Below are 21940 nucleotides of genomic sequence, written 5' to 3'. Positions count from 1 at the left end.
GAGGCGGGGAAGGAGGTCGGCGTGGGTACCAGAACGGTCCTGCAGCACTCCGACATCACGCGTGCTCTGACACGCATCGCGCACGAGATCCTCGAGGCCAACCACGGCGGCTCGGATCTGGTGCTCCTCGGCATCCCGACCCGGGGTGCGGTCCTCGCGGAACGGCTCGGCCGGATCCTGGCGGACATCGAGCCCGACTGGGCCTCCGCCCGTGGCGGCATCGGCACCGAACGGGTCGGCACGCTCGACGTCACGATGCACCGTGACGACCTGGGGCGCGGGATCGGCCGGGCACCGCACCGGACCACGATCCCCGCCGGCGGCATCGACGGCAAGGTCGTCGTGCTCGTCGACGACGTCCTGTTCTCCGGGCGCACGGTCCGGGCCGCACTCGACGCCCTGCAGAACATCGGGCGGCCGCGGGCGGTCCGCCTCGCGGTGCTGGTGGACCGTGGGCACCGCGAGCTGCCGATCCGCGCGGACCACGTCGGCAAGAACCTGCCGACGGCGTCCGACGAGCGCGTCACGCTCCGCCTGACCGAGACCGACGGCGCCGACGAGGTCGTCATCGAGCAGTCCGGGGGCGACGCATGAAGCACCTGCTCTCCACCGCCGACCTCTCCCGTGCCGACGCGGTCCAGATCCTCGACGTCGCCGAGGAGATGGCCGAGGTCAACCAGCGCGAGGTCCGGAAGCTCCCGGCCCTCCGCGGCAAGACCGTCGTGAACCTCTTCTTCGAGGACTCCACCCGGACGCGCATCTCGTTCGAGGCCGCCGCGAAGCGCCTCTCCGCCGACGTCATCAACTTCGCCGCGAAGGGCTCCAGCGTCTCGAAGGGCGAGTCGCTCAAGGACACCGTGCAGACGCTCGGCGCGATGGGCATCGACGGCATCGTGATGCGCCACGGCGCGTCCGGTGCCCCGCGGGTCCTCGCGGACGCCGACTGGATCGACGTCCCGGTGGTCAACGCCGGCGACGGCACGCACGAGCACCCCACGCAGGCGCTCCTCGACGCGTTCACGATGCGTCGCCGCCTGCACGGTGCCGGTAGCCGCGGGCAGGGCCTCGACGGCGTCCGCGTGCTCATCGTCGGCGACGTCCTGCACAGCCGCGTCGCCCGCAGCAACGCCTGGCTGCTCCGCACCCTCGGCGCGAGCGTGACCTTCGCGGCGCCGCCGACCCTGCTGCCCGCGACGACGACGCCGTTCGGTGCCGCCGTGCACCACGACCTCGACGCCGCCCTCGCCGAGGACCCGGACGTCGTGATGACGCTCCGCATCCAGCAGGAGCGCATGAACGACGCCTTCTTCCCGAACCCGCGCGAGTACACGCGGCACTGGGGCCTGACGGCGGCTCGCTTCGCCCGGCTCGCCGAGCGCACGCTCGTGATGCACCCCGGTCCGATGAACCGCGGCCTGGAGATCGCCGGCGTCGCCGCGGACTCGCCGGCGTCGACGATCGTCGAGCAGGTGGAGCACGGCGTCTCCGTCCGCATGGCCGTCCTGTACCTCGCCCTCACCGGCGCAGGCACCCCGTCCGGCACCGACCAGAAGGAGTCCGTCGCATGACCGCTCACCTCATCCGCGGAGCGCAGCTGGTCGACGGCTCGCGAGCCGACATCCGACTGCAGGACGGGCGCATCACCGCGGTCGGGTCCGGTCTCGACGCGGCCGGCGCCACCACCGTGGACGCGGACGGGCTGATCGCCCTGCCCGGCCTCGTCGACCTGCACACGCACCTGCGCGAGCCCGGTCACGAAGAGTCCGAGACGGTCCTCTCCGGCTCGCGCGCCGCGGCCGCCGGCGGGTTCACCGCCGTGAACGCGATGGCGAACTCGAGTCCGGTGGCCGACACCGCCGGCGTGGTCGAGCAGGTCCAGGCGCTCGGTGACGACGCCGGCTACGTCACGGTCCGTCCGATCGGTGCGGTCTCGCAGGGGCTGCAGGGCACGCACCTCTCCGAGATCGGCGCGATGGCGACCTCCCGTGCGAAGGTCCGGGTCTTCTCGGACGACGGCTCCTGCGTGTCCGACCCGCTGCTGATGCGACGGGCGCTCGAGTACATCAAGGGGTTCGGCGGCGTCCTGGCACAGCACGCACAGGAACCGCGGCTGACGATCGGCGCGCAGATGAACGAGGGTCGGCTGTCGTCGGAGCTCGGGCTCGCCGGCTGGCCCGCCGTCGCCGAAGAGGCGATCATCGCCAGGGACGTGCTGCTGGCCGACCACGTCGGCGCGCGGCTGCACGTGTGCCACGTCTCGACCGCCGGCAGCGTCGAGGTGATCCGCTGGGCCAAGTCCCGCGGCATCGACGTCACCGCCGAGGTCACGCCCCACCACCTCGTGCTCACCGAGGACCTGATCGCCGGTGTCGACGGCGCACCCGGGTACGACGCCCGCTACAAGGTGAACCCGCCCCTCCGCGCCCGCGAGGACGTCGACGCCCTGCGCGCCGCCCTCGCCGACGGCACGATCGACATCGTCGCGACCGACCACGCCCCGCACACGGCCGAGGCCAAGTGCTGCGAGTGGCCCGCAGCCGCGAACGGCATGGTCGGCCTCGAGTCGGCACTGAGCGTCGTGCAGGCCGCGGTGGTCGATGACGGCCGTCTCGACTGGGCGGACATCGCCCGGGTGCTCTCCAGCGCCCCGGCCCGGATCGGGCAGGTCGAGGGGCACGGCCACGCGATCGCCGAGGGCGCTCCGGCGGAGATCACCCTGTACGACCCGAGCGCCAGCCGCGAGTTCGCCGTCACCGAGCTCGCCGGCCAGTCGCAGAACTCGCCGTACCTCGGCATGCGCCTGCCCGGTCGGGTCGTCGCGACGTTCCACCAGGGGTACCCGACGGTGCTCGACGGCGCCGTCGTCGACGCGGAGACCGTCGCCGCCGCTGCCACGACGACCCGGACGGCGGCGACCGCATGAGCGGCGACGCCGCACGCTGGCTCCTCGGCGGGGTGATCCTGCTCGCCGTGGCCGCGCTGTTCGTCGCCATGGCACGCACGTGGCGGACGCGCGCCAGGAAGCAGGCGGAGGTCGTGCCTCCCGTCAGCGTCCCGGACACCCTGTCACCGGCGGCCGGGTCGTGGGACGGGTTCACCGTCGCGACGACCCGGGCCGACGCGCCCCTGGAACGGATCAGCGCCGGCGGGCTCGGCTTCCGCGGTCGTGGCGGCGTGACCGTCCACCAGGAGGGCGTCGTCCTGCACCTGGCCGGCACGGACGACCGCTGGGTCGCGGTGGACGCCGTGCGCGCCGCCGACCGTGCCACGTGGGCCATCGACCGCGTGGTCGAACCCGGGGGACTGGTCCGTCTGCGATGGACGGCGACCGGCGCCGCAGGTGCGACGGACCTCGACACCTACTTCCGGTTCCCGGAGGACGATGCAGCAGCCCTGCACGCGCTCCAGGATCTGGCGACGAAGCACAACCACCCGCACACCGCGGGCGAAGGGACGAACTGATGACACGCGAACGGGCCGTGCTGGTCCTCGAGGACGGCACCCGCTACGACGGATGGGCCTACGGCGCCCGCGGACGCAGCCTCGGCGAGGTCGTCTTCGCGACCGGGATGACCGGATACCAGGAGACGCTGACCGACCCGTCCTACGCCGGGCAGATCGTGGTGCAGACCGCGCCGCACATCGGCAACACCGGGGTGAACGACGAGGACCCCGAGTCCCGTCGCATCTGGGTGGCCGGGTACGTGGTGCGCGACCCCAGCCGCGTGGTGTCGAACCACCGCGCGAACGCCTCGCTCGACGAGCACCTCGTCCGCGACGGCATCGTCGGGATCTCCGGCATCGACACCCGGGCGATCACCCGCCGGATCCGCGACGCCGGCGCCATGAAGGGCGGCGTGTTCAGCGGCCCGGACGCGGCGCTGCCGGCACCGGAGCAGGAACGGCTCGTGCGTGAGCAGGCCGACATGGCCGGGCAGAGCCTGTCCGCGGCGGTCTCCACCGACCAGCCGTACGTGGTGCCCGCCGTCGGCGAGCAGATCGGCACGCTCGCCGTGCTCGACCTCGGCGTGAAGGCGTCGACCACGCGCTACCTCGCCGCCCGCGGCTTCGAGGTGCACGTGCTGCCGCAGGACGTCACGATCGAAGCGCTCCGGGACCTCGCCCCGGACGCGCTGTTCTACTCCAACGGCCCCGGTGACCCGGCCGCGTCCGAGTCCCAGGTCGCGCTGCTGCAGGAGAGCCTCCGCGACGGACGCCCGTTCTTCGGGATCTGCTTCGGCAACCAGCTGCTCGGGCGCGCACTCGGGTTCGGCACCTACAAGCTGCCGTTCGGCCACCGCGGGATCAACCAGCCCGTGCTCGACACGACCACCGGCAAGGTGGAGATCACGAGCCAGAACCACGGTTTCGCGGTCGACGCCCCCGTCGGTCAGGTGCTCGAGTCGCCGGTCGGCTTCGGGCGCGTCGAGGTCTCGCACTACTCGCTCAACGACAACGTGGTCGAGGGCCTCCGCGCGCTCGACATCCCCGCCTTCAGCGTGCAGTACCACCCCGAGGCAGCCGCTGGGCCGCACGACAGCATGTACCTGTTCGACCGGTTCCGGGACATGGTGGTCGCCCGCCGCGACGGCGCCCCGCTCGACCCGGCCACCGCCGACGCGACCACCCCCGCAGCCGACGTCACGAAGGAAGGCAACTGATGCCGAAGCGCCCTGACATCAACTCCGTCCTGGTCATCGGCTCCGGCCCGATCGTCATCGGGCAGGCCGCCGAGTTCGACTACTCCGGCACCCAGGCCTGCCGTGTCCTCCGCGCCGAGGGCATCCGCGTGATCCTGGTGAACCCGAACCCGGCGACGATCATGACCGACCCGGACTTCGCCGACGCCACCTACATCGAGCCGATCACGAACGCGTCGATCGAAGAGATCATCCGGATCGAGCAGCCGGACGCCATCCTGCCGACGCTCGGTGGCCAGACCGCGCTGAACGCGGCGATCGCCCTCGACGAGGCCGGGATCCTGGAGAAGCACGGCGTCGAGCTCATCGGTGCCAAGGTCGACGCGATCCAGCGCGGCGAGGACCGCCAGCTGTTCAAGGAACTCGTGCTCGAGTCCGGCGCCGACGTGGCCCGCAGCCACATCGCCCACACCCTGGAGGAAGCGAAGGAGTTCGCGAAGGACCTCGGCTACCCGCTGGTCGTCCGTCCGTCCTTCACCATGGGCGGTCTCGGCTCCGGCTTCGCGTACAACGAGGCCGAGCTCGTCCGGTTCGTCGGCGACGGCCTGCAGTCCAGCCCGACGACCGAGGTCCTGCTCGAGGAGTCGATCCTGGGCTGGAAGGAGTACGAGCTCGAGCTCATGCGGGACAACTACGACAACACCGTCGTGGTCTGCTCCATCGAGAACGTGGACCCGGTCGGCGTGCACACCGGCGACTCGATCACCGTCGCCCCCGCGCTGACGCTGACCGACCGCGAGTACCAGAACATGCGGAACATCGGCATCGACATCATCCGTCGCGTCGGCGTCGACACCGGTGGGTGCAACATCCAGTTCGCCGTCGACCCGTCGAACGGCCGCGTCATCGTCATCGAGATGAACCCGCGCGTGTCCCGGTCCAGCGCCCTGGCGTCGAAGGCGACGGGCTTCCCGATCGCCAAGATCGCCGCGAAGCTCGCCATCGGGTACCGCCTCGACGAGATCCAGAACGACATCACCCGCGTCACCCCGGCGAGCTTCGAGCCGACGCTCGACTACGTCGTCGTGAAGACCCCGCGGTTCGCGTTCGAGAAGTTCCCGGCCGCCGACGCCACCCTGACCACCACGATGAAGAGCGTCGGCGAGGCGATGGCCATCGGCCGCAACTTCGCCACCGCCCTGCAGAAGTCGCTCCGCTCGCTCGAGAAGCGCGGCTCGAGCTTCCACTGGGACACCACGGCGGCGGAGCTCGACAAGGACGCCCTGCTCGAGAAGTCCAAGGTCCCGACCGACGGCCGCATCGTCACCGTCCAGCAGGCGCTGTACGCGGGCGCGACCGTGGAAGAGGTCTTCGCCGCGAACGCGATCGACCCGTGGTACCTCGACCAGATCGTGCTGATCAACTCGGTCGCGGCCGAGGTCCGCGCCGCGGAGACGCTCGACGCGGACACGATCCGCTGGGCGAAGGAGCACGGCTTCAGCGACGTCCAGATCGCGTCGCTGCGGGGCGTCACCGAGCAGCAGGTCCGTGACGTCCGCCACGAGCTGGGCATCCGCCCGGTCTTCAAGACGGTCGACACCTGCGCCGGCGAGTTCCCGGCCTTGACGCCGTACCACTACTCGTCCTACGACACCGAGACCGAGGTCGCCCCGAGCGACCGCAAGAAGGTCGTCATCCTCGGTTCCGGCCCGAACCGCATCGGCCAGGGCGTCGAGTTCGACTACTCCTGCGTGCACGCGTCCTTCGCGCTGAGCGACGCCGGGTTCGAGACGATCATGATCAACTGCAACCCCGAGACGGTGTCCACCGACTACGACACCTCGGACCGCCTGTACTTCGAGCCGCTGACCACCGAGGACGTCCTCGAGGTGATCGAGGCCGAGGCCGCGTCCGGCGAGCTCGTCGGGGTCGTCGTGCAGCTCGGCGGCCAGACCGCCCTCGGGCTCGCGAAGCCGCTCGAGGCGGCGGGCATCCCGATCCTCGGGACCAGCCCGACCGCGATCGACTCCGCCGAGGAGCGCGGCCAGTTCTCCGCCATCCTCGACGAGGCCGGGCTCCTCGCCCCGCGCAACGGCACCGCACACGACCTGGCCAGCGCGACCGCGGTGGCCGAGGAGATCGGCTACCCGGTCCTGGTCCGCCCGTCCTTCGTGCTCGGCGGTCGCGGCATGGAGATCGTCTACGACTCGACCGCCATGGCCGACTACTTCGGCCGGATGGCCGACCAGGCGATCATCGGCCCGGACCTGCCGCTCCTGGTGGACCGGTTCCTCGATGACGCGGTGGAGATCGACGTCGACGCGCTCTTCGACGGCGACCGGCTCTACATCGGCGGCATCATGGAGCACATCGAAGAGGCCGGCATCCACTCCGGCGACTCGTCCTGCACGCTCCCGCCGGTCGGGCTCGGCCGTGGTGAGATCCAGGCCGTCGTCGACGCCACCGAGAAGATCGCGCGCGGTATCGGCGTGCGCGGGCTGCTCAACGTGCAGTTCGCGATCGCCGCGGGCGTGCTCTACGTGCTCGAGGCCAACCCGCGCGCCAGCCGCACCGTCCCGTTCGTCTCGAAGGCGCTCGGCATCGCGCTGGCGAAGGCCGCGGCCCGGATCATGACCGGCACCTCGGTCGACGCACTCGTCGACGAAGGGCTCCTGCCCGCCCGCGACGGCGCGTTCGTCCCGGCGCAGGCACCCGTCGCCGTCAAGGAAGCGGTGCTGCCGTTCCGGCGCTTCCGCACCGCCGAGGGCCAGGTCGTCGACTCGGTGCTCAGCCCCGAGATGCGCTCCACCGGCGAGGTCATGGGCATCGACCGTGACTTCCCGCGGGCGTTCCTGAAGTCGCAGATCGCCGCGTACGGCGGCCTGCCGACCAGCGGCACGGTCTTCGTGAGCGTCGCCGACACCGACAAGCGCGCGATCGTGCTGCCGGTGCACCGCCTGCAGCAGCTCGGCTTCACGATCACCGCGACCGAGGGCACCGCCGAGGTGCTCCGCCGCAACGGCATCCTGGTCGACGTGGTCGGCAAGTACAGCCAGGGCGGCGAGAGCGTCGTCGACCTGCTCGCGCGCAACGAGGTCGACATCGTGATCAACACGCCGAGCGGCGCGTCGGGCCGAGCCGACGGCTACGAGATCCGCGCGGCGACCGTCGCGGCCGACAAGCCGCTGTTCACGACGATCGCGCAGCTCGGCGCGGCCGTCGCGGCGATCGAGACGATCGGCACCGCGCACAGCGTGCGCAGCCTGCAGGACTACGCGCTCGAGCGGGCGGGCTGGTGACGGCACTGCCAGGAGGCCCGACCCCGTTCGGCGTCCGGCTCGCCGCCGCCATCGGGTCGCGTTCCGCGCTGTGCGTCGGGATCGACCCCCACGCCGCCACCCTGGCGGCGTGGGGGTTCGGTCGCGACGAGGCCGGTCTGACCGCGTTCGGGGCCACGCTCGTGGACGCGGCCGCCGGCCGTGCCGCGGTCGTGAAGCCGCAGATCGCCTTCTTCGAGGCCGCGGGGGTCGCCGGCTACCGTGCACTCGACGCGACGATCCGTCGGGCTCGCGATGCGGGCCTCCTGGTCGTCGCGGACGTGAAGCGCGGCGACATCGGGTCGACCGGTGACGACTACGCGACCGCGTGGATCGACGCGGACGGTCCGTTCGCGGCCGACGCGATGACGGTCTCGCCGTACCTGGGCTACGGCTCACTGCGCGGGACGATCGACGTCGCTCGTGCGAACGGCGCCGGCGTGTTCGTCCTCGCCGCGACGAGTAACCCCGAGGCACGGGTGCTCCAGACGGCCGTCCTGGCGGAGGGGCCGCGTGCCGGGCGCTCCGTCGCGGCCGGTATCGTTCTGGACGTGGCAGACGACAACCCGGCCGTGGGCGACCAGGCCATCGGGGACGTCGGGCTCGTGCTCGGCGCCACCCTCGACCTGACGGACTTCGGCATCGGCGCGGACGAGATCGGCACGTCGCCGGTGCTCGCACCCGGGTTCGGTGCCCAGGGCGCGCGCATCGAGGACCTCCGCGCGCTGTACGGCTCGCGTGCCGAGCAGGTGCTCGTCAGCGAGTCGCGGGGGCTGCTGGGCGACGGTCCGGACGGCGTCGTCGCGCGCGTCGCCGAGCGTGCCGACCGCATCCGCGCCGCACTGTCCACGTCGGGGTCGGCTGCATGAGCGACCAGCGTCCGGACCTGCCCGCGCACCGCAACCCGCCCGAGGTCGACCGGGCCGCGGCCGCCCGCGCCGCCGTGGCCGCCCGTCGTGCCCGTGCCGCCGTGAAGGCCGCCGTCGCCTCGGGGGAGCGGTCGGCACTCGACGTCGCCCGTGCCGCGTGGGCCGAGGACGCCACCGCCGACACCGCAGCCGAGCGCTCGCTCCGGGTGCGCGACCTGCTCACCAGCCTGAGCGGCATCGGGCCGGCCCGTGCCGAGACGATCATGGGCACGCTCCGCATCGCCCCGTCGAAGCGCCTCGGCGGACTTGGCAGCCGGCAGCGCGCCGCGCTGTCGGAGTGGCTGGCCGCCCGCGGCCGGAAGCGCGGGTCCTCGAAGCTCGTCGTCCTCGCCGGACCCACCGCGGTCGGCAAGGGCACGGTCAGCGCGTACATCCGCGAGCAGTACCCGGACGTGAACCTCAGCGTGTCCGCCACCACCCGGAAGCCCCGCCCCGGGGAGGTCGACGGCGTGCACTACTACTTCGTCGACGACGCCGAGTTCGACCGGATGATCCGCGACCGCGAACTGCTCGAGTGGGCGACCGTGCACAACTCGTACCGCTACGGCACCCCGCGCCCGCCGATCGACCGCGCGCTCGACGCCGGCGACAAGGTGATGCTCGAGATCGACCTGCAGGGCGCACGGCAGGTCCGGGACGCCATGCCCGAGGCCGTGCTCGTGTTCCTGCTCCCGCCCACGTGGGAGGAACTCGTCCGCCGGCTGATCGGCCGCGGCACCGAGTCCTCGGAGGAACAGGCCCGCCGGCTCGAGACCGCGAAGGTCGAACTGGCCGCCCAGGACGAGTTCGACGTGCGGATCGTGAACTCCGATGTCGGCACCGCGGCACGTGAGGTCGTAGACTTGTTCACTGCGCCCTAGCCGGGAGCGCGCTGTGCCCGAAGGGGCACGACCGACACCTGTTGACTGGAGACACCATGGCCAACCCCCAGGGCATCATCGACCCGCCCATCGACGACCTGCTGTCCAAGGTCGAGTCGAAGTACGCGCTCGTGATCTTCGCGTCGAAGCGCGCACGTCAGATCAACGACTACTACGCCGACCTGCACGAGGGCTCGCTCTTCGACAACGTCGGTCCGCTCGTCGACTCCACGATCGACGACAAGCCGCTGTCGGTGGCCCTCCACGAGATCAACGAGGACAAGCTCACCGTCACCAAGCAGCAGCCGCAGCCCACCGTCTGATCCCGGTGACGTCCAGCACCCTGCGCCTCTTCACGTCCGAGTCGGTGACCGAGGGGCACCCCGACAAGATCTGCGACCAGATCTCGGACAGCATCCTCGACGCCCTGCTCACGGTCGACCCGCACGCGCGGGTCGCCGTCGAGACGATGGTGACCACCGGGCTCGTGCACGTCGCGGGCGAGGTCACCACGTCGGGCTACGTGGAGATCCCGAAGATCGTCCGTGACGTCATCACGGGCATCGGGTACAACTCGTCAGAGGTCAGCTTCGACGGCCACACCTGCGGCGTCGAGGTCTCGATCGGCGCGCAGTCGCCCGACATCGCCCAGGGCGTGGACGAGTCGCTCGACTCCCGCTCCGGCGCCGTCGACCCGCTCGACCGCCAGGGTGCCGGCGACCAGGGCATCATGTTCGGCTTCGCGACGAACGAGACGCCCGAGTACATGCCCGTCGCGATCTGGCTCGCCCACCGCCTGGCCGAGCGGCTCGCCGCCGTGCGCAAGTCCGGCGAGCTCCCGTTCCTGCGACCCGACGGCAAGACCCAGGTCACCGTCGGGTACGACGGCGTGGTGCCGAAGACCGTCGAGACCGTCGTCGTGTCGACGCAGCACTCGCCGAGCGTCACGCTCGACGACCTCACCGCCGCGATCACCGAGCACGTCATCCGGCCGGTCCTCGACCTCGTCGACCTCGACTCCTCGCACGTCGACGTCATCGTGAACCCGACCGGTCGCTTCGAGATCGGCGGCCCCCAGGGTGACGCCGGCCTCACCGGTCGCAAGGTCATCGTCGACACCTACGGCGGTGCCTCCCGGCACGGCGGTGGTGCCTTCAGCGGCAAGGACCCGTCGAAGGTCGACCGCTCGGCGGCCTACGCGCTCCGCTGGGTCGCGAAGAACGCGGTCGCCGCGGGGCTCGCCGACCGCCTCGAGGTCCAGGTCGCGTACGCGATCGGCCGTGCCGCTCCCGTCGGGCTGTACGTCGAGTCGTTCGGCACCGGGCACGTGGACGACGCCACCATCGAGTCGGCGATCCGCAGCGTGTTCGACCTCCGTCCGGCCGCGATCATCCGCGACCTCGACCTGCTCAAGCCGCGGTACGCGCAGACCGCGACGTACGGCCACTTCGGCCGCGAGCTCCCCGGGTTCACCTGGGAGCAGCTCGACCGCGTCGACGCGCTCCGCGAAGCAGCAGGACTCGTCGCCGCCGCGGTCTGAACCCCGCGTGACCACCGTCGCGCGCGTCGTCCTCGACTCGCCGCTCCCGCAGTTGGACCGACTGTTCGACTACCGGGTGCCGGCCGAGCTCGAGGACGACTGCGTGCCGGGGGTCCGCGTGAAGGTGCCGCTCCGCACCGGTGCCCGGATGTCGGACGCCTACGTGGTCGAGGTGGTGCCCGAGGGCGAAGCGACCTCCGGAGGGCAGTACCCCGGCGAACTCAGCCAGATCGAGACGCTCGTCAGCCCGGTCCCGGTGCTCGCGCCGGAGATCTGGACGCTCGCACGCGCCGTCGCCGACCGGGCAGCCGGGGTGGCGTCGGACGTGCTGCGGCTGGCCGTCCCGACCCGGCAGGTCCGCGCCGAGAAGGCCTGGCTCGCCCGCGACCCCGAGCAGGCGCTGCCCGAGGTCGACGCCCCCACCGTCACGGGGTACGCCGACGGGGTCCTCGAAGACCTCCTCGCGTCGAACGGCCGCGCCGCCGTCGCCGCGGTCCCGCACCCCGTCGAGCTGGGCACCGGGGACGAACCCTGGGTGCCCGGATGGGCAGCCACGCTCGCGCAGGCCGCGGCGCGGACCCTCGCCACCGAGCGCTCCGCCGTCATCGCGGTCCCCGACTTCCGCGACGTGACGGACCTGGAGCGCGCACTGCTCGCCCTGGTGCCGGCCGAGCGGGTCGTCCGGTTCGACGCGAAGCAGACCAACGGGCAGCGGGCGAAGGCGCTGCTGCAAGCCAGGACGCACCCGGTCGTCGCGATCGGCAACCGGACGGCGGTGTACGCCCCGGCGAGCGAGCTCGGCCTCATCGCGATGTGGGACGACGGCGACTCCTCGTTCATCGAGCAGCGTGCCCCGTACGTGCACACCCGCGACGTCGCCCTCGTCCGTGCGGCGCAGTCCGGTGCCGCGCTCCTGTTCCTCTCGCACGCCAGGAGCACGGACGTGCAGCGGCTCGTCGAACTCGGCTGGCTCGAGGACGTCGCGCCGTACCGGCAGGCGGTCCCGAACGTCATCCCGACGGCGCAGCAGGTCAACGCCGACGGTCCCGCCGCCCAGGCCCGCATCCCGTCGAGCGCGTGGCGTGCCGCACGGGAGGCGAGCCGCACCGGTCCCGTGCTCGTCCAGGTCGCCAACCCCGGCTTCGGCACCGGGCTCGTCTGCGCCGACTGCGGGGAGCGCGCGCACTGCCGCGTCTGCGGCGGCCCGCTCGGAGCCCCGACGCACGGCGCCGTGCCGCAGTGCCGGTTCTGCGGGGCCCTGGCGGTCGGCTACCGCTGCCCGACGTGCGGCGGCGGCAAGCTCAAGGCCGTCGGGCAGGGGGCGCAGCGCACCGCCGACGAGCTCGGCCGCGCGTTCCCGGGCACCCGGATCATCGTCGCGGACGGCTCCCGGCCCATCGACGAGGTCCCCGCGAAGCCGGCCGTGGTGGTCGCCACCCGTGGTGCCGAGCCGTCGACCCCCGGCGGGTACGCGTGCGTGCTGCTCCTCGACGGTGAACGCATGCTCGGGCGGGAGGGACTGCGCGTGCAGGAGGAAGTGCTGCGCTTCTGGACCAACGCCGCCGCGAAGGGCGCACCCGGCGCCGAGGTCTACCTCGTCGGCATCGGCGGGAAGCTCGCGACCGCGATGGCGCTCTGGCAGCTCGACGGTCCCGCGCACGACGAGCTCGTCGACCGCCGGGAGCTCCTGTTCCCACCGGCGGTCCGGGTCGCGACGCTGTCCGGCACCGAGGCCGCCGTGACCGCCGCGGTCGAGGCCCTCGGCGACACCCCCGTCGGCCCGGTGCTCGGACCGGTCCCGGTGGAGGACCCGATCCCCGGCACCGTCCGCGCCATCGTGCGCTTCCCGTACGCGCACGGCGCCGAGGTCGCGGCCACCATCAAGGCCGAGGTCATCCGGCGCTCGTCCACCCGGCGCGTGCTCCCCGGCGGTGCCAAGCGCCGCTCCGCCCCGGCGCTCCGGGCACGGCTCGACGACGCCGAGCCGTTCGCCGAAGTCTGAGAGACTGGAACCCATGCGTCTCGTCGTCGCCGGCAGCCCCGCTGCGGCCGTCCCCACCCTCCGCCGGCTCGCGGCCTCCGACCACGAGATCGCCGCGGTGCTCACCCGCCCGCCGACCCCGCAGGGCCGCAAGCGCGTGCTCACGCCGACGCCGGTCGCGCAGGTCGCCGCGGAGCTCGGCCTGCCCGTGATCGAGGCCTCCCGCGTGGACGACGCCGTCACCGCGCGGATCGCCGACCTCGACGTCGACCTCGGCGTCATCGTCGCCTACGGCGCCCTGCTCCGCCGCGCGGCGCTCGACGCGCCGCGCCACGGCTGGGTCAACCTGCACTTCTCCGACCTGCCGGCCTACCGCGGCGCCGCTCCGGTGCAGCGCGCGGTGATGGCGGGCGACACCCGCACCGCGGCCACCGTGTTCCAGCTGGTCGAGGCCCTGGACGCCGGCCCGGTCTACGCGTCGGAGCCGTTCACCATCGACCCCGAGGCGACCTCCGGCGAGGTCCTCGCCGCGATGGCCGAGACCGGCGCCGAGGTGGTGGCACGCGTCGTCGACGGCATCGCCGCCGGCACCGCCACGGCCACCGAACAGGTCGGCGAGCCGACCGTCGCGCCGAAGACCACCATCGAGGACGGCCGGATCGACTTCAGCGCGCCGGCATCCGCCGTGCACGCCCGCATCCGCGGCGTGACGCCGGAGCCGGGTGCGTTCGCCCACCTCGGCGAGACGCGCGTCAAGCTGCTCCGGGTGGCCCTGCCAGGAGGCCCGGGAGACCCCGCCCCGTCGCTCGCGCCCGGCGCGCTCGGCTTCCAGGACGGGCGTCTGTTCGTCGGGACCGCCGACGGCGCGCTGGTGCTCACCGAGGTGCAGCCGGCCGGCAAGAAGGCGATGGACGCCGCCGCCTGGGCACGAGGCCTCGGCACGCTCGACGGGAAGGTCCTCGCATGAGTCCGCACCAGCAGCAGCCCGGGACCGTCCGTGGTCCGAGCGCCCGCCGCGTCGCGTTCGACGTCATCCGGGCCGTTCAGGTCGACGACGCCTACGCGAACCTCCTGCTCCCGACCCGCATCCGCCGCGCCGCGCTGTCCCCGCGCGACGCCGGGTTCGCCACCGAGCTCACCTACGGCACCATCCGGATGATCGGTCGCTACGACGCGATCGTCGAGGCGGCGTCCGGACGCCGTGTCGCGAACATCGAGGCCGACGTGCTCGACGTGATGCGACTCGGCGTGCACCAGCTGCTCGCGATGCGCACGCCCACGCACGCCGCGGTCTCCGCGACCGTCGAGCTCGCCCGCGAGGTCGGCGCCCACCGCGCCACCGGCTTCGTGAACGCCGTGATGCGCAAGGTCGCCGCGAAGACGCCAGGGGAGTGGGACGCCGAGATCACCCGTGGCCTCTCCGGCGATGAGCTCCTCGCGACGCGTTGGTCGCACCCGGCGTGGGTCGTGTCCTCGTTGCGGGACGCCCTCGCCGCCGAGCGGTCCCGCGACGAACTCGTCGCGCTGCTCGCCGCGGACGACGTCGCCCCGCGGGTACAGCTCGCGGCGCTCCCGGGGCTCGCGACCGACGCCGACGTGGCGGCGGTGACCGCGGCCGTGACGGCGACCGACGACGAACCGGCGGCCGACGACGCTGCCGGTGTCGAGCCTCCCGTCGACCTCGCCGAGGTCGTGGCGGACGCGGACGCCCTGCCGGTGTCCCCGGTCGGGATCCGGGGCGTCACCGGCGACCCGGCCCGGGTGCCGGGCGTCGCGGCCGGCCGGCTCCGCGTGCAGGACGAGGGCTCGCAGCTGGCGGCGCTCGCGCTCAGCCGGGCATCCGAGGTGCGTCGGGGTGAACGGTGGCTCGACCTGTGCGCCGGACCCGGTGGGAAGGCGGCGCTCCTCGCCGCCGAGGCCGCGCAGGGCGGTGCGACGCTCGTCGCCAACGAGCTCGTGCCGGCGCGTGCCGGACTCGTGCGGAAGGCCCTCGCCGGGTTCGGGGACACCGTCACCGTCGTCGAGGGCGATGCCCGCCGCTACGGTCTCGACGGTTCCGGCGTGACGTACGACCGCGTCCTGCTCGATGCCCCGTGCACCGGGCTCGGAGCCCTCCGGCGTCGTCCGGAGGCGCGCTGGCGCAAGGTCCCGGAGGACGTCCAGGAGCTCGCCGCGCTGCAGTCCGAGTTGCTCGACGCCGCCGTGCGGGTGCTCGCGCCCGGCGGGACCCTGGCGTACGTGACGTGCTCGCCGCACCTGGCGGAGACGCGCGGACAGGTCGACGCCGTGATGGCGCGGCACGGCGACGTGCTCGAGCAGGTCGACACGGCCGCGGTCGTGCGGTCGGTGGCCGCGCGTGACCCGCAGGTCGCGGACGGCGCCACGGCGCAGCTGTGGCCGCACCGCGTCGGCACGGACGCGATGTTCATCGCGCTGTTCCGACGGGTCGCCTGACGGATCGCTCCCGCTGTGGCGGTGCGGCTCCGAGGTCCTCGGGGTCAGCGGTCGACGCGGAAGCTGAAGGCGGGCTTCGTCACCAGCCTCGCCGCCGCGCGCACGAAGCGGGCGCCTTTGCCCGGGGTGCCGTCGGGGGCCGGAGCACGGTGCTCCTCGGCCTCGCGGATGCGCCACGCGAGGTCGGTGCCGCGGGCCTCGTACGCAACGCGCTCCATCGCCTCCAAGACGTGCTTCTCGGCGACGTCGGTCGTCACCACGGTGGGCACGGCCGTGTTCGACCCTGCCGTGCGCAGCACTGCCTCGACGGCGCTCACTCCCTCGTGGACCTGCGGGTAGGCCAGGCCGAGTCCGCCGGACATGACCAACCGGAGGTCCACCGACACCGGCTTCCCGTGGTCCAGGTCGTCGACCCGCACCTGCCCCCGACCGCCGCCGTGCTCCCACCGGCGGGCATCGCCGTGCGCGAGGAAGAAGGCGAAGTCCACCGCCTCGTGGACGTCCTCGAGCGCACCGATCGTCTCGCTCAGCGGCACGCCACGGTCCTCGGCGAACTCGACCCGCACGCGGATCGACTCCCCGTCCGAGCGGATCTGGTCATCGGTCACGTTCTGCAGCCTACGTGCGCCGGTAGGGTGGTGCGGTGACGATCCGCATCTCGCCGAGCATCCTGTCCGCCGACTTCGCGAACCTCGAGCGGGAGCTCGACCGGATCGCGACCGCCGACATGGTGCACGTCGACGTGATGGACAACCACTTCGTGCCGAACCTGACGCTCGGACTGCCGATCGTGCAGCGTCTGCAAGAGGTCTCCCCGGTGCCGCTCGACGTCCACCTGATGATCACCGGCGCCGACACCGAGGCCCCGAAGTACGCCGAGACGGGCGCGGCGAGCGTGACCTTCCACTTCGAGGCGGCGACCGACCCGATCGCGACCGCCGCGGCGATCCGTTCCAACGGTGCCCGCGCCGCCGTCGCGGTGAAGCCCGGCACCCCGATCGCCCCCGTGCTCGCGCACCTGGACGCCTACGACATGATCCTGCTGATGACCGTCGAGCCCGGGTTCGGCGGCCAGTCGTTCATGCCCGAGGTGATGCCGAAGCTCGCCGACGCTCGTGCCGCGGTCGACGCCTCGGGGCTGGACGTCTGGCTCGAGGTCGACGGCGGCATCTCTGTCGAGACCGTGCCGACGGCCGTGCGGAGCGGCGCCGACACGCTGGTCGCCGGGTCTGCGGTGTACGGCGGCGAGCCGGAGCCCCGGATCCGGGACCTCCGCGACGCGGCGCAACGTGCGCTCGCGGGACGGTAGCCTGGGACCGTGAAGACGTTCGACGAGCTGTTCGCGGAGCTGACCGAGAAGGCCGCATCCCGCCCCGAGGGCTCCGGCACCGTCGCCGAACTGGACGCCGGCGTGCACCAGATCGGCAAGAAGATCGTGGAGGAAGCCGCCGAGGTCTGGATGGCGGCCGAGTACGAGGGTGACGTCCGCACCGCTGAGGAGATCTCCCAGCTGGTGTACCACCTGCAGGTGCTCATGGTCGCGAAGGGCCTCACCCCGGCGGACGTCTGGCGACATCTGTAGGCCTCGCCTCCAGACCCGTCACCGACCCCGCCGACCAGGAAGCAGAACCCACTGATGCTGCGCATCGCCGTGCCCAACAAGGGCTCCCTCTCCGAGACCGCCTCCGAGATGCTGCGGGAGGCCGGGTACGCCGGTCGCCGCGACCCGAAGGCCCTCCACCTCCTCGACGAGCGCAACGGGGTGGAGTTCTTCTTCCTCCGTCCGCGTGACATCGCCACCTACGTCGGCTCCGGTGCGCTCGACGTCGGGATCACCGGCCGCGACCTGCTGCTCGACTCCGGGTCGGCGGCGCACGAGGTCGACGCGCTCGGGTTCGCCGACTCCACGTTCCGGTTCGCGGGCACGCCCGGTCGGTTCGCCACGCTGCAGGACCTCGACGGCGTCCGGGTGGCGACGAGCTACCCGGGTCTGGTGGGCGAGTTCCTCGGACGGCACGGGGTGACCGCCACGCTCGTCAAGCTCGACGGCGCGGTGGAGAGCGCCGTCCGGCTCGGTGTGGCTGACGCCGTCGCCGACGTCGTGTCCACGGGCAGCACGCTCCGGGCCGCCGGTCTCGAGATCTTCGGGCCGGTGATCCTCGAGTCCACCGCGCTGCTCATCACCACCGACGAGACCATCCCGGGCATCGACGTCCTGCGGCGACGGCTGCAGGGCGTGCTGGTCGCCCGCGGCTACGTCATGCTCGACTACGACATCCCCACCGCGCTGCTCGAACAGGCAACGGCCGTGGCCTCGGGCATCGAGTCGCCCACGGTGTCGCCGCTGCACGGCCGCGACTGGTCGGCGGTGCGTGTGATGATCCCCAGGGACGACGCGAACCTGATCATGGACGCGCTGTACGACCTCGGCGCCCGCGCGATCCTCGTCAGCCCGATCCACGCCGCACGGCTGTGAGCGACACGGTCGGCGCGCCCCGCGGGGGTGTCGCCGTGCGCGTCGTGCCCTGCCTCGACGTGTCCGGAGGCCGCGTGGTCAAGGGGGTCAACTTCCTCGACCTGCAGGACGCCGGTGACCCGGTCGAGCTCGCCGCACGGTACTACGAGCAGGGCGCGGACGAGCTCACGTTCCTCGACGTCGGAGCCACGGTGGAGAACCGCGCGACGATGTACGACACGGTGACGCGCACCGCCGAACAGGTCTTCATCCCGCTCACGGTCGGCGGCGGTGTCCGGAGCGTCGACGACGTGTCCCGACTGCAGCAGTGCGGCGCGGACAAGATCGGCGTGAACAGCGCCGCGATCGCCCGGCCCGACCTGGTCGGCGAGATCGCGGACCGGTTCGGCGCGCAGGCCGTCGTGCTCTCGCTCGACGTCAAGCGGTCGGACCTCACCGGGTCCGGCTTCGTCGTCACCACGCACGGCGGCCGCTCCGAGACCGACATCGACGCCGTGGTCTGGGCGCGCGAGGCGGTCGAGCGCGGCGCGGGGGAGCTCCTCGTGAACTCGATCGACGCCGACGGCACGAAGAACGGCTTCGACCTCGAACTCGTCCGTGCCGTCCGCGCGGTGTCGTCCGTCCCGGTGATCGCCTCCGGCGGCGCCGGCCGCGTCGAGCACTTCGCCCCGGCCGTCGACGCCGGCGCGGACGCGGTGCTCGCAGCGAGCGTGTTCCACCGCGGCGAGATGACCATCGGCGACGTCAAGGCCGCGCTCCGGGAGACCGGGCACGCCGTACGCTAGGAGCCTCATGACCGACAGCACCAGCACCAGCACCGATGCGGTCCTCGACCGCGCGCGCTTCGGTGCGGACGGGCTGCTCCCGGCAGTCGTGCAAGAGGAGTCGTCCAAGGACGTCCTCATGCTCGGCTACATGGACCGGGAAGCCCTCCGCCGCACCCTGACCGAGGGACGGGTGACCTTCTGGTCCCGCTCGCGGCAGGAGTACTGGCGGAAGGGCGACACCTCCGGGCACGCCCAGTACGTGCGCGCCGCGGCGTTCGACTGCGACGCGGACACGCTCCTCGTGACCGTGCAGCAGGTCGGCGCCGCGTGCCACACCGGCGCGCACCGCTGCTTCGACGTCGACCCGCTGGAGCCGACCACCGCGTCGGCACCGGTGGCCGACACGACGGAGGCGACCCGATGACGAACGCGACCACGTCGCCCGCCGCAGCCGTCTCCGACGAGCCGCACACGACCTCCCGTCCGGAGTTCGACGACCTGGTGGCGGACGGTCACCGCGTCGTCCCGGTGGTGCGCGCCCTCTACGCCGACAGCGAGACCCCGGTCGGTGTCTACCGGAAGCTGGCCGACGGCCGTCCCGGTTCCTTCCTGCTCGAGTCGGCCGGACAGGGCGGCCTGTGGTCGCGCTGGTCGTTCGTCGGCGTGCGGAGCTTCGGCGTCCTGACCCAGGACGGCGACCGCGCGGCGTGGATCGACACCGGCATGAGCGCCGACCGCGCCGTCGGGTCGCTCGACGGCGAGCCGCTGCAGGTGCTCGCGCGCCTGCACGAGCGCTGGGCGACCCCGCGGGTGCCCGGCACGCCGCCGCTCGTCGGCGGCACGGTCGGTTTCATCGGCTGGGAGGCCGTCCGGCAGCTCGAACACCTGCCGAACGTCCCGCCGGCCGACTTCGACGTCCCCGGACAGTCCCTCGCGTTCGTCGCGGAGCTCGCCGCGCTCGACCACCGCACCGGGCTCGTGCTGCTCGTCGCGAGTGCGCTGAACGACGGCACCGACGACGCCGACACGCTCTGGGCCGGCGCGCAGGAGCGGCTCGACCGGATGCAGGCCGACCTGGTCCAGCCGAGTGTCGCCACCGTGGCCGAGGCGTTCGAGATGGCCGATCCCACGCCGACGCACCGGTCCACCCCGGACGAGTACATGGCCGCGGTCGTCCGCTCGAAGGACTTCATCCGGGACGGCGACGTCTTCCAGGTGGTCATCTCGCAGCGGTTCGACCACGACGTCACGGCGGATCCGCTCGACGTGTACCGGGTGCTGCGGACGCTGAACCCCAGTCCGTACATGTACTTCCTGTCCCTGCAGGACACCGCGGGCAAGCCGTTCTGGATCGTCGGCGCCTCGCCGGAAGCGCTGGTCAAGGTGCAGGGCGGCCGGGCGATCACGCACCCGATCGCCGGGTCCCGCCCGCGTGGCGCCACCCCGGAAGAGGACGTCCGCTTCGGTGAGGACCTGCTCGAGGACCCGAAGGAGCGCGCCGAGCACCTGATGCTCGTCGACCTCTCGCGCAACGACCTGCAGAAGGTCTGCGAGCCGGGCACCGTCGCGGTGACCGAGTTCATGACGGTCGAGCGGTTCAGCCACATCATGCACCTGGTGTCGAGCGTCGAGGGCGTCGTGCGTCCGGACGCCTCGGCGATCGACGTGTTCCGCGCGACGTTCCCCGCCGGGACGCTCTCCGGGGCGCCGAAGCCGCGCGCGCTGGAGATCATCGACGAGCTCGAGCCCGCCAAGCGCGGCGCGTACGCGGGGGTCGTCGGGTACTTCGACTTCGCCGGCGACGCCGACCTGGCGATCGCCATCCGCACCGCCCTCATCCAGGACGGCGTCGCCCGCGTGCAGGCCGGCGCCGGGCTCGTCGCCGACTCCGACCCGGCGACCGAGCACGCGGAGGCCGTCAACAAGGCCGCGGCACCGCTCCGCGCCGTCGCGACCGCCAACCGGATGCGGGAGGTCCGCTCGTGAAGCGCTCCCGTCCGCTCGTCGTCGTCATCGGCCTGGCCGTCGCCGGCATCGTGATGCTCTCCTGGACCCAGACGTGGTTCACCGTGCACCTCGACGCGTCCGCCGCGGTGACCTCCACGGTCACGGCGGACGGCTCGAAGGCCGTCCCGCAGTACACCGCGCTGGCGATCGCGTCGCTCGCGCTGTTCCTGGCGATGACGATCGCCGGGCGGGTGGTCCGCATCGTCCTCGCCGCGATCGAGATCCTGCTCGGCCTCGGCATCGTGGTCTCCGGCATCACCGCGCTCAGCGACCCGGTCGGTGCGGCGAAGGGTGCCATCGGTGACGTCGCCGGCGTGAGTGACCTGGCGGCCGTCCGCCGGATCGTGACGAGCGTCGACGTCACCGCGTGGCCGGCCGTCGGCATCGCCGGGGGAGTACTGGCCGTGCTGCTCGGGGTCGTCGTGCTCGTCGTGCAGCGGTCATGGCCCGGGCCGAGCCGGAAGTACGCGGCGAACCCGGCGGGGACGACTCCGAAAGTCGCACCGGTCGAGCGTGACGCGATCGTCGACTGGGACGACCTCAGCGCGGGCGTTGACCCGACGGACGCCGCGGTGGCGGACGCCGCCGTGCTGGACCCGGCGGACGCCGCCGTGGTGGACCCGGCGGACGCCGCCGTGGTGGACCCGGCCGACACCGACGACACGATAGGATCGGGGGTGCGCCGGTCGACCGACGGCGCCACCGACCACGAGGAGCACCGTGAGCACCACTGAGCCCGCAGAACTCGGCGAAGGCCACTCGCCGGCAGCCTGGACGTCCGTCATCATCATGCTGGTGGCGTTCGCGATCGGCACGATCTGCTTCTGGTTCAGCATCGTGTGGGCTGTCTGGGCCGCTGCCGCGCTGCTCGTCGTCGGCCTCATCGTCGGCTACGTGATGGGCAAGGCCGGCTACGGCGTCAACGGCCCGAAGTACGTCTCCAAGCACCACAGCGAGTAGGTCCGGCAT

Annotated in this window: 22 protein-coding genes; 21 read left to right on the top strand and 1 reads right to left on the bottom strand. The window is 72.6% G+C overall.

The genetic code is table 11. The features are described from left to right. The first annotated feature begins 21 nt into the window (after positions 1-21). From pyrR to ACIPJY_RS03230, 13 genes are read left to right on the top strand one after another with little or no spacing between them, the layout of a single operon-like run. Positions 22-594 carry a bifunctional pyr operon transcriptional regulator/uracil phosphoribosyltransferase PyrR gene (gene pyrR, locus ACIPJY_RS03290; RefSeq protein ID WP_400459497.1) on the top strand — a complete coding sequence of 191 codons (573 nt, stop codon included), beginning with the start codon at positions 22-24 and terminating at the stop codon, positions 592-594. Next, complete coding sequence (locus tag ACIPJY_RS03285) at positions 591-1568, top strand: aspartate carbamoyltransferase catalytic subunit (RefSeq protein WP_400459500.1); 978 nt, start codon at positions 591-593, stop codon at positions 1566-1568. The genes pyrR and ACIPJY_RS03285 overlap by 4 nt, the downstream gene beginning before the upstream one ends. Then, positions 1565-2923 (top strand): dihydroorotase, encoded by a 1359-nt coding sequence (locus ACIPJY_RS03280; RefSeq protein ID WP_400459502.1) that lies wholly within the window; start codon positions 1565-1567, stop codon positions 2921-2923. The genes ACIPJY_RS03285 and ACIPJY_RS03280 overlap by 4 nt, the downstream gene beginning before the upstream one ends. Beyond that, the gene (locus ACIPJY_RS03275; protein WP_400459505.1) at positions 2920-3462 is read left to right on the top strand and encodes a hypothetical protein; all 543 of its coding nucleotides are present in this window, start codon (positions 2920-2922) and stop codon (positions 3460-3462) included. The genes ACIPJY_RS03280 and ACIPJY_RS03275 overlap by 4 nt, the downstream gene beginning before the upstream one ends. Continuing rightward, the gene (carA, locus tag ACIPJY_RS03270) at positions 3462-4661 is read left to right on the top strand and encodes a glutamine-hydrolyzing carbamoyl-phosphate synthase small subunit (protein ID WP_400459508.1); all 1200 of its coding nucleotides are present in this window, start codon (positions 3462-3464) and stop codon (positions 4659-4661) included. Before ACIPJY_RS03275 ends, carA begins: the two co-directional genes overlap by 1 nt. After that, positions 4661-7939, top strand: a complete 3279-nt coding sequence (gene carB / locus ACIPJY_RS03265) for a carbamoyl-phosphate synthase large subunit (RefSeq protein ID WP_400459510.1) — start codon at positions 4661-4663, stop codon at positions 7937-7939. Before carA ends, carB begins: the two co-directional genes overlap by 1 nt. Continuing rightward, positions 7936-8826 carry an orotidine-5'-phosphate decarboxylase gene (gene pyrF / locus ACIPJY_RS03260; protein ID WP_400459513.1) on the top strand — a complete coding sequence of 297 codons (891 nt, stop codon included), beginning with the start codon at positions 7936-7938 and terminating at the stop codon, positions 8824-8826. Before carB ends, pyrF begins: the two co-directional genes overlap by 4 nt. After that, positions 8823-9746: a guanylate kinase gene (gmk, locus tag ACIPJY_RS03255; RefSeq protein ID WP_400459515.1), complete on the top strand. Its 924-nt coding sequence runs from the start codon at positions 8823-8825 to the stop codon at positions 9744-9746. Before pyrF ends, gmk begins: the two co-directional genes overlap by 4 nt. A gap of 56 nt (positions 9747-9802) precedes the next feature. After that, the gene (rpoZ, locus tag ACIPJY_RS03250) at positions 9803-10069 is read left to right on the top strand and encodes a DNA-directed RNA polymerase subunit omega (RefSeq protein WP_056124209.1); all 267 of its coding nucleotides are present in this window, start codon (positions 9803-9805) and stop codon (positions 10067-10069) included. Positions 10070-10074: 5 nt separating this feature from the next. Beyond that, complete coding sequence (gene metK, locus ACIPJY_RS03245) at positions 10075-11286, top strand: methionine adenosyltransferase (protein ID WP_400459518.1); 1212 nt, start codon at positions 10075-10077, stop codon at positions 11284-11286. 7 nt (positions 11287-11293) lie between these two features. Continuing rightward, positions 11294-13288, top strand: a complete 1995-nt coding sequence (locus ACIPJY_RS03240) for a primosomal protein N' (RefSeq protein WP_400459520.1) — start codon at positions 11294-11296, stop codon at positions 13286-13288. 13 nt (positions 13289-13301) lie between these two features. Then, positions 13302-14234 carry a methionyl-tRNA formyltransferase gene (gene fmt / locus ACIPJY_RS03235; RefSeq protein ID WP_400459523.1) on the top strand — a complete coding sequence of 311 codons (933 nt, stop codon included), beginning with the start codon at positions 13302-13304 and terminating at the stop codon, positions 14232-14234. Further along, a complete protein-coding gene (locus ACIPJY_RS03230; RefSeq protein WP_400459525.1) occupies positions 14231-15721 on the top strand; it encodes an RsmB/NOP family class I SAM-dependent RNA methyltransferase in 1491 nt (496 codons plus the stop codon). Before fmt ends, ACIPJY_RS03230 begins: the two co-directional genes overlap by 4 nt. 44 nt (positions 15722-15765) lie before the next feature. Here ACIPJY_RS03230 and ACIPJY_RS03225 read toward each other — a convergent pair whose 3' ends face one another. After that, on the bottom strand, positions 15766-16329 hold the full coding sequence (locus ACIPJY_RS03225) for a hypothetical protein (RefSeq protein WP_400459528.1): 564 nt from the start codon (positions 16327-16329) through the stop codon (positions 15766-15768). Positions 16330-16364: 35 nt separating this feature from the next. Between ACIPJY_RS03225 and rpe the strand changes: the two genes are divergently transcribed. From rpe to ACIPJY_RS03185, 8 genes are read left to right on the top strand one after another with little or no spacing between them, the layout of a single operon-like run. Then, complete coding sequence (gene rpe, locus ACIPJY_RS03220; protein WP_400459530.1) at positions 16365-17030, top strand: ribulose-phosphate 3-epimerase; 666 nt, start codon at positions 16365-16367, stop codon at positions 17028-17030. 9 nt (positions 17031-17039) lie between these two features. Further along, positions 17040-17303, top strand: coding sequence for a phosphoribosyl-ATP diphosphatase (locus ACIPJY_RS03215; protein ID WP_071275117.1), 264 nt, complete (start codon positions 17040-17042; stop codon positions 17301-17303). A gap of 54 nt (positions 17304-17357) precedes the next feature. Further along, the gene (hisG, locus tag ACIPJY_RS03210) at positions 17358-18197 is read left to right on the top strand and encodes an ATP phosphoribosyltransferase (protein WP_400459532.1); all 840 of its coding nucleotides are present in this window, start codon (positions 17358-17360) and stop codon (positions 18195-18197) included. Positions 18198-18232: 35 nt separating this feature from the next. Beyond that, positions 18233-18982, top strand: coding sequence for an imidazole glycerol phosphate synthase subunit HisF (gene hisF, locus ACIPJY_RS03205; RefSeq protein ID WP_400468131.1), 750 nt, complete (start codon positions 18233-18235; stop codon positions 18980-18982). Positions 18983-18989: 7 nt separating this feature from the next. Further along, positions 18990-19388, top strand: coding sequence for a phosphoribosyl-AMP cyclohydrolase (gene hisI, locus ACIPJY_RS03200; protein ID WP_400459537.1), 399 nt, complete (start codon positions 18990-18992; stop codon positions 19386-19388). Beyond that, on the top strand, positions 19385-20950 hold the full coding sequence (locus ACIPJY_RS03195) for an anthranilate synthase component I (RefSeq protein ID WP_400459540.1): 1566 nt from the start codon (positions 19385-19387) through the stop codon (positions 20948-20950). The genes hisI and ACIPJY_RS03195 overlap by 4 nt, the downstream gene beginning before the upstream one ends. Next, the gene (locus ACIPJY_RS03190; protein ID WP_400459542.1) at positions 20947-21705 is read left to right on the top strand and encodes a Trp biosynthesis-associated membrane protein; all 759 of its coding nucleotides are present in this window, start codon (positions 20947-20949) and stop codon (positions 21703-21705) included. Before ACIPJY_RS03195 ends, ACIPJY_RS03190 begins: the two co-directional genes overlap by 4 nt. Further along, a complete protein-coding gene (locus tag ACIPJY_RS03185) occupies positions 21692-21931 on the top strand; it encodes a DUF6704 family protein (protein ID WP_400459545.1) in 240 nt (79 codons plus the stop codon). The genes ACIPJY_RS03190 and ACIPJY_RS03185 overlap by 14 nt, the downstream gene beginning before the upstream one ends. Positions 21932-21940 lie beyond the last annotated feature (9 nt).

It is taken from the genome of Curtobacterium sp. NPDC090223 (genome assembly GCF_044746585.1).
GTDB lineage: Bacteria > Actinomycetota > Actinomycetes > Actinomycetales > Microbacteriaceae > Curtobacterium.
This window is presented reverse-complemented; position numbering and strand designations above follow the sequence as displayed.